At 68.3% G+C, this 14418-nt stretch carries 8 protein-coding genes; 1 reads left to right on the plus strand and 7 read right to left on the minus strand.

Annotated elements, in window-relative coordinates; translation table 11 throughout:
- Positions 1-10: 10 nt before the first annotated feature.
- Together DI526_RS14005 and DI526_RS14010 are read right to left on the minus strand one after the other, a co-directional pair.
- Positions 11-1690 (minus strand): DUF5597 domain-containing protein, encoded by a 1680-nt coding sequence (locus tag DI526_RS14005; protein WP_304279041.1) that lies wholly within the window; start codon positions 1688-1690, stop codon positions 11-13.
- A gap of 44 nt (positions 1691-1734) precedes the next feature.
- Entirely contained in the window at positions 1735-3288 is a 1554-nt protein-coding gene (locus DI526_RS14010; protein WP_304279100.1) for a beta-xylosidase, read from the minus strand.
- A gap of 295 nt (positions 3289-3583) precedes the next feature.
- Here DI526_RS14010 and DI526_RS14015 point away from each other — a divergent pair, with 295 nt between their 5' ends.
- Complete coding sequence (locus DI526_RS14015) at positions 3584-5923, plus strand: TIM-barrel domain-containing protein (protein WP_304279044.1); 2340 nt, start codon at positions 3584-3586, stop codon at positions 5921-5923.
- A gap of 51 nt (positions 5924-5974) precedes the next feature.
- On the opposite strand, the gene DI526_RS14020 is transcribed toward DI526_RS14015, so the two are convergent.
- From DI526_RS14020 to DI526_RS14040, 5 genes are all read right to left on the minus strand, one after another.
- Positions 5975-6169, minus strand: a complete 195-nt coding sequence (locus tag DI526_RS14020; RefSeq protein WP_304279047.1) for a hypothetical protein — start codon at positions 6167-6169, stop codon at positions 5975-5977.
- Entirely contained in the window at positions 6166-7731 is a 1566-nt protein-coding gene (locus DI526_RS14025) for a carboxylesterase/lipase family protein (protein WP_304279049.1), read from the minus strand. The genes DI526_RS14020 and DI526_RS14025 overlap by 4 nt, the downstream gene beginning before the upstream one ends.
- Before the next feature lie 12 nt (positions 7732-7743).
- A complete protein-coding gene (locus tag DI526_RS14030; RefSeq protein WP_304279052.1) occupies positions 7744-9942 on the minus strand; it encodes a beta-glucosidase in 2199 nt (732 codons plus the stop codon).
- Between the two features lie 11 nt (positions 9943-9953).
- On the minus strand, positions 9954-11924 hold the full coding sequence (locus tag DI526_RS14035) for a glycoside hydrolase family 3 protein (RefSeq protein ID WP_304279054.1): 1971 nt from the start codon (positions 11922-11924) through the stop codon (positions 9954-9956).
- Between the two features lie 68 nt (positions 11925-11992).
- Positions 11993-14182: a TonB-dependent receptor gene (locus DI526_RS14040; RefSeq protein ID WP_304279057.1), complete on the minus strand. Its 2190-nt coding sequence runs from the start codon at positions 14180-14182 to the stop codon at positions 11993-11995.
- Positions 14183-14418 lie beyond the last annotated feature (236 nt).

Genomic DNA, 14418 nt, shown 5'->3' on the forward strand with positions numbered 1-14418 from the left:
CCCGAGAACTCTAGCGGTAGTGGCCCATCGTCACCTTGAGCACCCGGGGGCGGTCGACGATGTTCAGGCCGTAATCCGTCTGATCGCCGTTCCAGACCCGGCTCATGATCCACCGGCCGTTCTCGAAGCGCCCCTCCTCGACCCGGACCATCAGGCCGTTCGGCTTGGCCTTGGCGGCGGAATCGAAGGTGACCCGGACGTGGTCGCCGATCAGCAGGAACTCGTCGGCCGACAGCTGCGCCACGGCCAGGCCGCCGACGGGCTCCTTGGCCCACGGCGGCGCATCGCCCTTCAGCCACTCCCACTCGCGCATGCCGAACTGCCACTCGCCCCAAGCCGCCGTGATGGTCCAGTCGCCCATGGTGGTGGACTGGGTGGCGCCGTCGTCGGGCTTGGCCGCGCCCCAGGTCGGCTTCTCGTAGGCGATCCGCGCCCAGTCCCGCATCATCGAGCCCACGGCGGCGTAGGGACGCGCGAAGGCGCCGAGGGTCGCCGGAGACAGGTCGGCCGCGCCCAGCGGGTAGTTGTAGTAGCCGGTCTCGTCCATCCCGAACGGCGCGAAGCCGATGGCGCCGCGACCGATCGCCGGCCAGAAGAAGCGCGCGAAGGCCGCGGTGTTGCCGATCTCGGGGACCATCAGCGGATTGTCGGGCCGCGCGTACTTGTCGAGGTACTGGACGACGTTGGCGCTGGTCTTGTCGTAGATATCCGGCGCTCCGAGATCGATCGCCGGCGCGGCCGCCTTCCAGATGTCGAGCACGTCCTGCTGGGGACCACCGCTCGCGACGCCGTAGGGGTCGGGCACGTTGGAAGGCCCCGACAGCGACGCGTTGACGTACATGGGCAGCGGCTTCACGGCCTTGCCGGCCTGGGCGATCGCGTTGACGTAGGACGCCACGTACCAGGTGTTGAAGGCCCGATCCGCCTGGGCGCCGAACGCCTCGGCCCACGTGCCGCGCTTGTTCAGGCGCTTGGCCAGCGCCGCGGGAATGGGCTTGGCGAACAGCGCGTCGCCTGTCGCCGAGAAGTCCCGCGGGTTCCTGTAGCTGCCGGTCTCGTTCTGCACCTGGACCATGATCACCGTGTTTTGCGGGTCGTGGTCGCGCAGATAGGTCATCATCTGGACGAAGGCGCGCCGGTCCGCCTCGAGCGTGGCCGCGCCATGGGCGCTGAGCACGCCATGGTCCTCGCCCGCCTTGGTCTTCATCCGGGGAAAGCGGCGATTGTCGAGCTTCACCCAGTCGGGGGTGTAGGAGAACGAGGTGTTCTTCCACGTGCCGAACCAGAGGATCACCACGCGTTTGTCATGCGTGCGGGCCTGGTCGAGCAGGGTCTGCAGGAACGAGAAGTCGAACCGGCCCTCCTGCGGCTCGACCTGCTGCCAGGCGATCGGAACCTCGATCGTGTTGGCGCCGAGGCGGTCCATCACGGGCCAGGCGCTCGCCAGGGGCTCCGGATAGTTCGTGGAATTGTTGACCTGGGCGCCCAGCATCAGGAACGGCGCGCCGTCCACGATCAGCGCGTGCCGGCCATTGCGGGTCTCAAGGCGAGGCAGATCGCCCGCCGGCTGGGCGGCCGCCGCAAGCGCCGCTGGTTGCGCGGCCAGCAGGCATCCCGCCGCTAGCATGGTCATCGTCAGTGTGCGGAGCATGATGCGACTGGCGTGGCGAAGGCGCTGGCGTTCAGACATGGAACTCTCCGACGGGGGGCCGTGGGTGGGCGACGGGTCCGGCGTCATCGAGCAGCGACAGGCTCGAGCGTGACCAGGACGACATCGTTGCTGCGCAGCGGCGTCGAGGCGACGTAGCGTCCGGACGGGCCGACGCGGACGATCTCGTCGCGCTCGGGTCGATCCTCTGTCAGCGCCTGCAGCTTGGCCACCTGCCGAGGGGTCAAGGCGTTTGGAAGCCCAAGGTCGATATAGGCCGAATAGGCATCATTGTGACGGTATCCGGTGCGGTAGGTCTTGACGCGATAGCGCCCCGACGCGAGCCCCGATACTTCCAGCCTCGCCGGCGCCTTCGCCGCGGCCGGCGTCAGCTTCGTGTAGTAGGACCGATTGCTGACCTTCTGGTCCGGCTGCGTCCAGTCCCACAGGACCACGCTGGTGCGGGTCTTGTCGGTCGAGGCCCAGCTATGGGTGTCACCCGTGGCGACCGCCTGTCCGCGCAGCGCATGCAGGTACTTGTAGGCGAACCAGGCGGGCTTGCGGACGCCTTGCGGATTCATCAGGCCAAAGCCGCCCTGGAACGGCGCGGTCGGCGGACCGGGCTCCTCGAAGAGGTCGGTGTAGGTCCAGTAGCTCATGCCCTGGACCAGCCCCTGGGACGCCTTGAGCTTGGTGAGGATATAGGGCGCGCTGATGTAGCTGTCGTGGACGGCGTCGCGCGGGGTGTAGCTGGTGCTCCATTCGGTGAAGTAGAGCGGCAGCCCCGGAAAGCTGGACGCCTCGATCTCGGCGCGCACCTTGCGCACGTCGCCCACGATCGCGTCCGGCGAGGGCGACAGCTTGGTGTCGCTCTTGCCCTCTTCGTCGAGGAACCCGCCCTCGACGCCATAGGTGTGGGTGGTCACGAAATCGACCGGCGCCCCGCTGGCCTTGACGTGCTGCAGGAACTCGGGAACCCACGCCGCGCCGGCGGTCGAGGGACCTCCCACGCGCAGGGCCGGATCAACCGCCTTCAGCGTCTTGGCCGTGATGTCGTAGAGCTCGAAATACGCCTTCTGGTCGGCCTTCTCCCAAAAGCCGTCGAGGTTGGGCTCGTTCCAGACTTCGAAGTACCAGCTGCGCACCTCCTCGGCGCCGTAGCGCTGCTGGAGATGGCGCGCGAAGGCGTCGATCAGCTGGCGCCAGCCGTCGAGCTTCGGGTGGGAGGTGTTGCCCTTCCAGTAGAAGATCGAACTGTCCGAAGTCTTCAGCGCCTCGGGCGTGAAGCCCAGTTCGACGAAGGGCTTGATGTTGCGCTTGAGCAGGTTGTCGTAGAGCCGATCGATGCCGGTCCAGTCGTAGCGGACCTGACCGTTCTCGACGCGCACGGTCTTGAGCACGTCATGGAAGATGGCGTGGAAGCGGATGTAGCGAAAGCCAAGCTCGTCGGTCGCGGTCTTGAGCTGGGCCTGACTGTCGTCCCGGATCAGGGTGCCAGGATAGTCGGATCCGACCGACAGATCATAGAACCGGTCGATCGGGCCTTGGGGCTTGCCGACGTCGACCGAAAGCACGCGCGCGGGCTCGGCCGTCGCCGGCAGGGCGATCGCCAAAGCGCTCGCAAGGGCGCAGGCCGCCATGTTTTTCCAGCGCAACGCTTGGCTCCTCGTCCGTCGCAGGGTGGATCGCGGGCTGTGCGTCCGGGCGCCGCCGCTGATTCTATCGCCCTAGCCTTCGGCGGAAGGGACGCGACTGGCAAGAGGCCGTCGCCAACGCCCTGATCGGGGCGCCTCGCTCGCCGCGCGCCGTGCGCGTCCGGGCCAATACGATCGCGACCTGCCCGCCGCAGGCGTACACGCGCCGATCGAATTCGAACCTTGATCGCTCAAGCGGATAACGTGCTAAAGGCGATGACCCATTTGTAGGATATGATCAATGCGAATGCATGGAGTTCACCCAGGCTCGATCCTGGCCACAGCCGTCCTGTCAGCCGCCGGCCTGGCGGGCGCCGCAGCCGCCGAGCCGATCGCGACCCTGGATCGCAACGGCTCCTACGTGGCGGTCGAGACCTACGCCCCGAACATCGTGCGCGTGACCATCAGTCAGGAACGCGACCTCGCCGCAGGCGCCCCGGGCTACGGGTTCGTGGCCAAGAGCGACGCCCAGGGCTGGAAACACGACAAAAAGGCTGGCGCTGACCTGTTCAGTTCGACAGCGCTGTCTCTCGAGGTCGTCGCCAAGCCCTGGCCCGGCGCGCCCACCCAGATGGAACGCTATTTCGTACCGGCCCTGCCGCCGGTCTCTGTGAAGATCCGCAAGCCCGACGGCTCGGACCTGGTGGCCATGAACGGCTGGGAGATGTCGCCGCACGTCGTCAATGGCGAGCGCACCTACCAGGCCGGCGCCAGCTTCTCGGTCAGCGCCGACGAGCACTTCTACGGGCTGGGCCAGAACCAGGAAGGCGCCCTGGACCTGCGCGGTCGCATGATCGACTGCAGGCACAACTACGACGCCCCGCATGGCGAGACGGTCTGCGTGCCGTTCTTGGTGTCCAGCAAGGGCTACGGGATTCTCTGGGACAACGCCTCGCCAACCAAGGTCTATCCCGGCGTCAACGGCCGCACCCTGTGGCAATCGCAGGTGGGCGAACGCGTCTCGTTCTTCGTGATCACCGGCTCGTATGACGAGATCTACGCGGGCTACGCCAAGCTGACCGGCAAGACGCCGCTGCCGCCAAAGGCCGCCTTCGGCTACATCCAGTCCAAGGCTCGCTACGACAGCCAGGACAAGTTCCTGTCCGTGGCCAAGGGCTACAAGGACCGCGGCTACCCGCTGGATATCATGGTGCTGGACTGGTTCTACTGGACCCGCATGGGCCAGATGGACATCGATCCGGCCCAGTTCCCCGATCCGGCCGCGATGAACAAGCAGCTGCACGATGACGGCGTGCACACCATCATCAGCGTCTGGCCGCGCTACGAGAAGGAAGGCCGCTACTTCAACTTGCTGGCCGACAAGGGCTGGCTGCTGAAGGACAAGGACGGCAAGCCGGTCGACGGCCTGGACTTCCGCAGCGACCGCACCGGCGGCCTGCTCGACAGCACCAACCCGCAGGCCCGCGAGTGGTTCTGGGGCAAGATCCGCGACAACATCGCGTCGCAGGGCTTCGACTGGTTCTGGCTGGACGAGACCGAGCCGGACCTGGTGCCGGACGGCTACTTCTACTCGATCGGCTCGGGCGACCGATATCACAACCTGTTCCCGCTGGTGCACACCCAGGGCGTGGCCGAGGGCTCGCGCCGCGACCGGCCCGACAAGCGCAACCTGATCCTGGCCCGCGCGGCCTTCACCGGGGCCCAGCGCAACGGCGCGCTGTTCTGGTCGTCCGACATCCAGCCGACCTGGGAGGCCCTGAAGCGCCAGGTGCCGACGGGTCTGAACTTCACGGCCTCGGGCTTCGCCTATTGGGGCAACGATATCGGCGGCTGGCAGTACCTGCCGCAGACCACGACGGCGACCAAGCCGCCGCTGCTGGATCCGTCCGACGCCCGCGACGTGGTGGGCCAGAACAACGACTATCCGGAGCTGTTCACCCGCTGGTTCCAGTACGGGACGTTCACCCCGACCCTGCGGGTCCACGGCAGCCGCAAGGAGACCGAGCTGTGGTCGTTCGGCAAGCAGGCCGAGACCGTGCTGGCCAAGTACCTGAAGCTCCGCTACGCGCTGATGCCCTATCTCTATTCGATGGGCTACCAGACCTACCAGACCGGTTCGCCGTTCATGCGCGGCCTGTTCATGGACTTCCCGAACGATCCGAAGGTGGCCAACCTCGGCGACCAGTATATGTTCGGCCCGGCCTTCCTGGTGGCCCCGGTCACCGACCAGGGCGTGACCGAGCGCGACGTCTACCTGCCGGTCGGCGCCGACTGGTACGATTTCTGGACGGGCAAGAAGTTCACGGGCGGCCAGACGGTCAAGGTCGCCGCGCCGATCGACCAGATCCCGGTCTTCGTCCGCGCGGGCTCGATCGTGCCGATGGGCGCGCCGATCCAGAACACCAGCCAGCCTCAGGCGATCAGCGCCGTGAAGGTCTGGCCGGGCCGCGACGCCACCTTCACCCTCTATGACGACGACGGCGTGACCAACGCCTACGAGAAGGGTGTCGGCAAGGTCGTGACCCTGCGCTGGGACGACAAGGCCGGCAAGCTGACCGCCACCGGCGACAAGGCGCTCAGCGCCCAGGCGCTGGCGGCGGTGCAGGTGCAGGGCCGCTAGAGGTCCGCCTGACGCCCGACCTCGCGTTCCTGGAGGCGCGCGAGGTCGGGATCAGCCTTGACGAAGGCGGTCCATCCTCTTGAGCAGCCGCTCGTAGGTCGACTGCCGGATGGGGCGCCGGTCGCGCAGGCGCACCCAGGTGGTCTCGCTGATCCCCAGCGTCTCCTGCAGATGCGCCTTGGTCAGCGCCGGCAGCATGTCGCGCAGGCGGCTGACCTGATGCGCGTCGACGACGACCATGGTCATGGGACGGTCGCCTCGACCAGATCGAGGCGCGCCTTTCGCGGATCGACCTCGACCTTTGGTCCCTTGAAGGAGAAGTCGAGGATATGGTCCGAGGCGGCCTCGTACCGCGGCCAGGCGGGCGCCCCCGACGCGGTCGGGACGCCGGTCTTGGCGAAGCCGATCCAGTAGGCGTGAGCGGCCTTGGCCGCGGCCGCGTCCGCAGACGTCAGCGCCGCGCCATAGCGGGCGTCGACGGTGTCGAAGACGAACGGGATTTCGGTCGCGTGCGGCGCGCCCCACCACTGGCCGCGCTGGCTTTCGGCCACGTAGGAGAAGCGGAACTGATAGACGGGCGCGCCCTGCCCCGCCATCACCCGCGCCACGGCGCGCGCGGGCTCGACGAACATGCGATCCCCCGCCGCCGCCCAGCCATAGACCTTGATGTCGCCGTCGCCCTTGGGATCGTACAGCGCCTCGGCCTCGGCCCGGCGCGCGCCGAACGGCGCGAACACCTGGTCACGGGTCCCGCCGAAGAAGAAACCGTCGGCGCTGGTCGCCCCGATCATCACCGGCATCCTGCTCCACGCGCCGGCCTTGTAGGCCTGAAGCGGCTCGCGGGTCATCAGCTTGCCGTCCAGCATGGGTCCGCCGGCCCAGGTCGGCGTGCCGGACGTCGCCATGTTGAGACCATCGACCACGGTTTCGGCCGGCAGGGCGCGCAGGGCCTCCAGCGCCGCCGCGTCGGTTCCCGAAACCCCCGCTTTGGCCGCGAAGGCCAGACCTGAAGCCTCGGCCGAGCGTTGGCCCTCGGGGGCGGTCATCGGCAAGGTCGGCAGCAGGCGCGGACGCCCACCGCCGGACTGGATGATGGCCTTGTGGAACAGGCCCTTGGCCTGGGGCGCGGTCAGCAGGGCGTGGACGGACACGCCGCCGGCCGACTCCCCGAAGATCGTTACATTGCCAGGATCGCCCCCGAAGGCGGCGATGTTGTCGCGCACCCAGTGCAGGGCCGCGATCTGGTCCATCAGTCCGTAGTTGCCCAGCATGCCGCCATCGGCGTTCGCCGCCGTCAGGGCCGGGTGCGCGAAGAAGCCGAACCGGCCGACGCGATAGTTGAAGCTGACCAGCACCACGCCGTCGCGTGCGAAGCGGTCCCCCGCATAGACTGCCGGCGAGCTACCGCCGTTGACGAAGCCGCCGCCGTAGATCCAGACCATCACCGGCAGCTTCGACTTGCCCTTCAGCGCCGTCTCTGGCGTCCAGACATTGGCGTAGAGGCAGTCCTCCGCCGGGGTCACGCCCAGCGGCGCGGCGTCGCCGGGAAACGGCTTCTGCATGCAGTCGGGGCCGTAGGTCTTGGCGTCGCGCGGGGCGGTCCAGGCCGTCGGGCGCTGCGGCGCGCGCCAGCGCAGAGCGCCAACGGGCGGCGCGGCGAACGGCACGCCCTTGAAGGCCGCAACGCCCGAGACCGCCGCTCCGACGATAGGGCCGAACGTGGTGGTCACCGTGGGACCGGCCGCCAGGGCCTGACCGGCGCAGAGCGCCGCGAAGGTGGTTGCGAAGGCGAGGGTGCGGATGGTCATGGGTGTCCTTCCTTACGGCTTCAACGTCCGCGCCTTGACCTTGGCCGCGCCCTTCAGGGCGAGGTCGGCCGAGGAGGCGCCCACGGCGACCTGATAGTCGCCGCCCGTCAAGCTCCAGCGGTTGGCCTTGGCGTCGAAGCTGGCCAGCACGCGGGGATCGGCGCTCAGGGTCACCCGCCGCGTCTCGCCTGGCGCGAGGGCGACCTTGTCGAAGCCGATCAGTCGCTGCAGCGTCTTGCCCGCCGCGCCGGTCAGATAAACCTGCGGCGCGTCCTTGCCCGGACGCTGGCCGACATTGGCCACGTCGAAGCTGACCGTCAGGGTCTCGCCGCCCGTCACCTTCAGGTTCGAATAGGCGAACTTCGTGTAGGAGAGGCCGTAGCCGAACGGGAACTGCGGCTTCTGGCCCGTGGCGGCGAAGCGGCGGTAGCCGACGTCCGCGCCCTCCGAATAGACGACGTCGAATGTGGTCTTGTCCGGAACGGTCAGGCCCGGCAGTTGCGCGCGCGGATACTGGTCGATCGACGCGGGGAAGGTCACCGGCAGGCGGCCGGACGGATTGACCGCGCCCAGCAGAACGTCGGCGATAGCCTCGCCGCCCCGCGCGCCGGAGTACCAGGCCTCGACCACGGCGCCGGCCTGGTCCAGCCAGGGCATCGCCACCGGGCCGCCGGTCTGCAGCACCACGATCGCGTTCGGATTGGCGGCGGTGACCGCCGCGATCAGGGCGTCCTGGCCGTCGGGCAGCGACAGGTCCGCGGCGTCCTCGCCCTCGCCCATCCACTGGTTGCCAAAGACCACCACGACGTCGGCGGCCTTGGCGGCGGCAACGGCGGACGCGACATAGCGGCCGTCGTCGAAGGTGACCTTTGTCTCGGGCAGCGCCTTGCGGAGCGCCGCCAGCGGGGAGGAGCCGTTGAAGACCTGGCTGCGGAACGGACCCATCATGCCCTCGCCGCCCAGCGGCACCGAGCGCTTGGCGCCGCCCGGCGGCACCACCTGCGAGGAGCCGCCGCCCGACAGCACGCCGGCGTCGGCGTGACCGCCGATCACGGCGATGGTCTTGGCGGTCTTGGCCAGCGGCAGAAGGCCGTCGCGGTTCTTCAGCAGCACGATCCCTTCGGCGGCGGCGGTCTGGGCGACCGCGGCGCCCGCCTCATAGTCCACGACGCCGCCTGGCTCGACCGGCTTGTCGAACAGGCCGGCGGCGAACATCGAGCGCAGGATGCGCCGCGTGGCGTCCGCCACGCGGGCGGCGGGGATTTCGCCCTTCTCGACGGCGGCCTTCAGCGGCTCGCCAAACCAGACCTTGGCGTCCAGTTGCTCGCCCGACTGCTGGTCCAGGCCCTTGAGGATGTAGTCGGTGGCGTGGACAGCGCCCCAGTCCGACATCACCCAGCCCTTATAGCCCCAGTCGCGCTTGAGCACGTCGTTGAGCAGGTGGTTATTGCCGCAGCTGTAGTCGCCATTCACGAGGTTGTAGGCGCACATCACCGAGCCGGGCTGGCCCTTCTCGATGGCGATCTGGAAAGCCAGCAGGTCGCTTTCGCGGTGAGCCGCCTCGTCGATCACCGAATTGGCGAAGTGGCGCTTGGTCTCCTGGCCGTTCAGCGAGAAGTGCTTGACCGTCGAGACGATCCCCTGGTCCTGGATGCCCTTGATGGCCGCGCCGGCCAGGTTGCCGGCCAGCCAGGGATCCTCGCCGAGATACTCGAAGTTGCGGCCGTTGCGCGGGTCGCGGGCCAGGTTGACGCCGCCCGCCAGCTGGACGTTGAAGCCCTTGGCGCGGGCCTCGCGCCCGACCACCGCGCCGCCGTCGTAGGCCAGCTTGGCGCTGAACGTCGAGGCCAGGGACAGGCCCGACGGCAGGGCCGTGGCGCCGTCGCCTGGGCGCACGCCCAGCGGGTTGGTCACGCCCAGGCTGGCGTCGCTTTCGTTGACGGCGGGCACGCCCAGGCGCGGAATGCCGGGGATGTAGCCGGCCGAGCCGATCGCGCCCTCGGGCTTCTTGATGCCGAAGACCGGCATCGACATCGGCCCGTGCAGCAGGCCGATGCGCTCGTCGAGAGTCATCTCCTTTTCCAGCAGCGCGGCGCGCTCGTCCGGCGACAGCTTGGCGTTCATCCACGGACGGGCGGGCGTCTGGGCCTGGGCGGTGGCGGCGAGGGCGAGCACCGCCAGGCTGGCGGCGGCGGTGAGGGAGCGGTTCATGGCGGTCGTCCTCAGTAGGTCAGGCCGAAATGGATCGGGTAGAGCGGGGCCTTGGAGTCGTGCGGCGCGTCCTCGGCCTGGGCCTCGACAGCGGCCATCGACGAGGGCAGCTCGAACGGCAGCTTGCCGCGCGGCGGGGCCTTGCCCGTCACGGCGTCGAGGAACGCCTCGTCGCTGGACCCGAAGTCGCCGATCAGGGCCGCGGCCTTGTCGCGCACATTGGCCAGGATCGCGGGGCGGTCCAGATAGACGGCGACGATGGTCGGGATCTTGGCCGAGGCGGCCTTGATCGCCTCGTAATCGGCCGCGCCGTCCTTGAACGACAGATCGCCCTCGTGCTGGAAGCTGCCGAACGTGAAGTTCGGGTGCAGGGTCTGGAACGGCGTCGCGGTTCGAATAATCGCCAGGTCGGCCTGCGCCAGGTCGTCGACCGGAACCAGGCCCTGAGCCCGCGCCGCCTCGGCCGACACGCCCTTCAGCCAGACCTTCTTGCCGGCGGGCTTCAGGGGCAGCAGGCCGTTCTTGTTCTCCAGCAGGGTCAGGGCCGCGCTCTGCGCCGCCCGGCCTTCGGCCACGAAGGCCTTGGCGCCGACGACGGCCGTCGCGGCCTTGGCGTCGACATAGGGATTCTCGAACAGGCCCTGCTCGAACTTGATCGCCAGGATCCGGCGCGCGGCGTCGTCGATGCGCGCCGCCGGGATCTTGCCCGCCTTGACCGCCGCCACCAGCTCGGCCGTGTCCTCGACCCCGCCAAATTGGTCGAGCCCCGCGTTCACGCCTTTGGCGTACCGGTCGACCTTGGCGAGATCCTCGACGCCCCAGGCGGTCGAGAAGCCCGCGAAGCTCGGCTTCTGGCCCGCGGGAAAGCCGTTGCGGCAGGTCTCGGAACAGTCGTTGGTGATCGCCCAGTCCGAGACGACGATGCCCTTGAAACCGTGCTTGGTCCGCAACTGGTCCGTCAGGAGCTGCCTGGAGAAGCCGGCGCCGACCGGCTCCAGCGGCTGGCCGTCCAGGACGAGGTCCTTGAGGATGGCGTAGGTCGGCATGACGCCCACGACGCCGGCGGCGAAGGCCTCGTCAAAGGGTTTGACGTGTAGGTCGAACTGGCCGGCGGGGAAAACGGCGTAGCGGCCATAGCTGTTATGACCGTCAAAGCCCTTGGCCGAGGCGCCATAGCCGACCCAGTGCTTGACGACGGCGGACACGCCGTTGGCGGCCAGGTTCGTGGCGCCGCCCTGGAAGCCCTGCACATAGGCCTTGACCATGCGGCCGACCAGCGCTGGGTCCTCGCCGAAGGTGCCGCTGATCCGCGACCAGCGGGGCTCGGTGGCCAGGTCGGCCATCGGCGAAAGCGCCTGGTGGATGCCGACGGCGCGATATTCCTGGCGCGCGATGTCGCCGAAGCGCCGCACCAGCGTGTCGTCGCCGATCGCCGCCAGGCCGGTCGCTTCCGGCCACTGCGAGAAGCCGCCGGCCGCGACGCTGGCCCCGTCGACGAACTGGAAGTGGTGCCGGGGATCGGTGCTGATGGTGACGGGCACGCCCAGGCGGCCCTGCTCGGCGATCGCCTGCACGGCGTTGTTCTGCTCGGCCAGCCAGGCCGGATCACCGGCGAGCCGGGTGATGAAGGTGGTGACGTTACGCTCCAGGATCAGGGGCTTGAGCTTGGCGAGGTCATAGCCCTGCCCGCGTCCCGGAACCCCGCCGCCGACGGCCGGCAGGGTGCCGTGCATCATCTCGCCGGCCTTTTCCTCCAGGGTCATGCGCCCGACGAGATCGGCGGCGCGTTGCTCGGGAGAGCGCCGCCAGTCCTCGAACGGCGAAAGCTTGCCGTCGCGATCGAGGTCTCGAAAGCGCAGCCCCTCGACGGTGATGATCTTGCCGTCGCGAACGCCAAGCTCGGGCTGGGTGGCGGCCGCGGCGGTCGAACCGAGGGCGGCGGCGATGGCGGTCGAGAGCAGGAGACGACGGAGGGCGAGCACTGTGAACTCCGGAACAAAGAAAAGCGCCCCCGGCGCGCAGGAAGACCGGGGGCGAGGGGAGTGGGAGGCTAGAAATTGACCCCTAGGCGCAGGCCGTAGGTGCGCGGCGGGGCGTAGAACTCACCGTTGCCGTTGGTCGCCAGGCCCGTCGTCGAGTTCGGCGACGAGGCGGTGCGCACGTCGTCGTCCTCGAGGTTGCGGACATAGCCCTGCAGGTTCCAGCGATCGTCGGCGCTGGTGTAGGTCAGGCTGAGATCGGTCTTGGTGAAGCTGCCCTGCTTGTTCTGGGCGAAGCCGTGGTACTCGAGGTTCTTGCTGCTCTCGTAGTGCGTCTGGACGCGGCCAACCACCTTGGCGCCCGAGGCGATCTCCCAGGTGTGCTGGTAGCCGACATTCAGCGTCCAGTCGGGCGTGCGCGCCATCCGGCAACCCGAGAAGTCGGTGGACCGCGGCGCGGCGGCGGCGAAGTTGGCCTTGTAGCAGCCGGCTACGCTGGCGTTCGCCGCGTTGTTGGAGAACGAGTCGCCCAGCGGCAGCAGGAAGTCGGTGTAGCGAGCGTGCAGCCAGCCCAGCGTCGCGTCGACCCGGTCGTTTTCAGTGATGACCAGGTTGCTTTCGAACTCGACGCCATAGACGCGCGCCTTGTCGGCGTTCAGCGTCACCGAGGCCTGCTGGCCCGCGATGATCCCCACGGCCGACACCTGGAAGTCGCGGTAGTCGTACAGGAAACCGGTGGCGTTGAACTGCAGGCGGTTGTCGAAGAAGCGGTTCTTCACGCCCGCCTCGTACGAGGTGATCTTCTCGGGCGCGTAGACGTTGTTGGCGACGCCGTCGTAGTAGCCGCCCGCCTTATAGCCCGTGGCCACGTTGGCGTAGAGCATCGAGGTGCTGGTCAGGTCGAAGTCGGCGCCCAGCTTCCAGTTGGTGGCGTCCCACTTGGCGTCGGCGAGGTTCTTGATCACCGTGCTGGTGATGGCGCCCGCCGAATTGGTCAGGAACGTGCCGCCGTCGCGCGCCTTGCGGTCCTCGGTGTAGCGCAGGCCGCCGGTGACGCGGAAGCGGTCGGTGACCTCGTAGGTGCCCTGGCCGAACACGGCGATGGACTTGGCGGTGACTTCCGGCTGGATGAACGACAGGTACGAGTTCGCCGCCAGGAAGACGCGGAAGTCGACGTTGTTGTCCTCGGTGAAGCGATAGAGGCCGACCACCCACTTCAGCTTGCCCGTGTCGCCGCCCAGGCGCAGCTCGTGCGACCAGGTGTGGTCCTTGCCCTTGAAGTAGTTGGGCGCGCCGGTGCTGGCGTTCTCGCCGTTCCGGTCCAGGCGCGAGAAGTTGTAGCCGGTCAGGTAGGTCAGGGTGGCGAAGCTCAGGTCCAGGTCGGCCTGGGCGTGGGCGCCGAAGAACTTGTTGTTGCGATAGAGGTTCGTGGCGCAGTTGCAGGTCCACGGATCGCTGGTCGCCAGGGCCGTCCCGTAGCTCTTGTCGCCGCCGCCGGCGCCGCCCTGGTGCAGATAGTCCGCGCCGGCCTTCAGCGAGAAGGTGTCGGTGGGCTTCCACAGCACCTGGACCCGCGCCGACTTGTCGTCCTGGTCGTAACGGTCGTTACCGCCGGTGCCGGGTCCCTTGTTCAGCGCCTTCACATAGCCGTCATGGCGCGACTGCTGGAAGGCGGCGCGGACGGCCAGGGTGTCGCCGAGCGGCACGTTGACCATGCCCGAGGTGGTGATGGCGCCATAGTTGCCGAAGTCCACCGAGCCGGAGCCCTCATAGTCGAACTTGGGCTGCTTGGTGATGACGTTGATCGCGCCGGCCGTGGCGTTGCGGCCGTAGAGCGTACCTTGCGGACCGCGCAGCACCTCGACCCGATCGACGTCGTAGAACAGCGCGCCCACCGAGGTGGACCGCGCGATGTAGATGCCGTCCATGTGGTAGGCGACCGCCGGATCGCCGACCTCGGTGGTGTTGGTGCTGCCGATGCCGCGCAGGAAGACCACGGCCGCGCCCGAACCGCTCGAGCTGATCTGCAGGGCGGGCACCTGGGCCGACAGGTCGACCACCGTCTTGATGCCTTGTGACTCGAGCTTATCGCCCGTCACCGCCGACACGGTGAGCGGGGTCTTCTGGAGGTTTTCACTGCGGCGCTGGGCGGTGACGACCACTTCGTCCAGCTTCACGGCGCCGGCTTCCTGAGCCGCCGCGCCAGGCGCGTGGAAGCTCACGACCGCCAAGGCGGCCGATGCGAACAGGAGACTACGCATTTCTTTCCCTTTGTCCTGCCTGGACTCCGGGCGCCCGACGCGCGCGCCGAGACGCCACGATCCCCCAAGCGGCGCCATCGGCGCCTTGTTGCGTTTCCTTCGACCTCTTGTACCGAGGCCTTTCCCGACTCCGCCGCCGCTGCTTACGGTTACGACAACGTTGTCGTTATCAGACAAACATCAAACGACAACGTTGTCTATGCTCGAAATTCCTGACACCGCTGTCGACGGTGGCG

Source organism: Caulobacter segnis, from assembly GCF_003243465.1.
In the GTDB taxonomy this organism is placed as follows: domain Bacteria; phylum Pseudomonadota; class Alphaproteobacteria; order Caulobacterales; family Caulobacteraceae; genus Caulobacter; species Caulobacter segnis_A.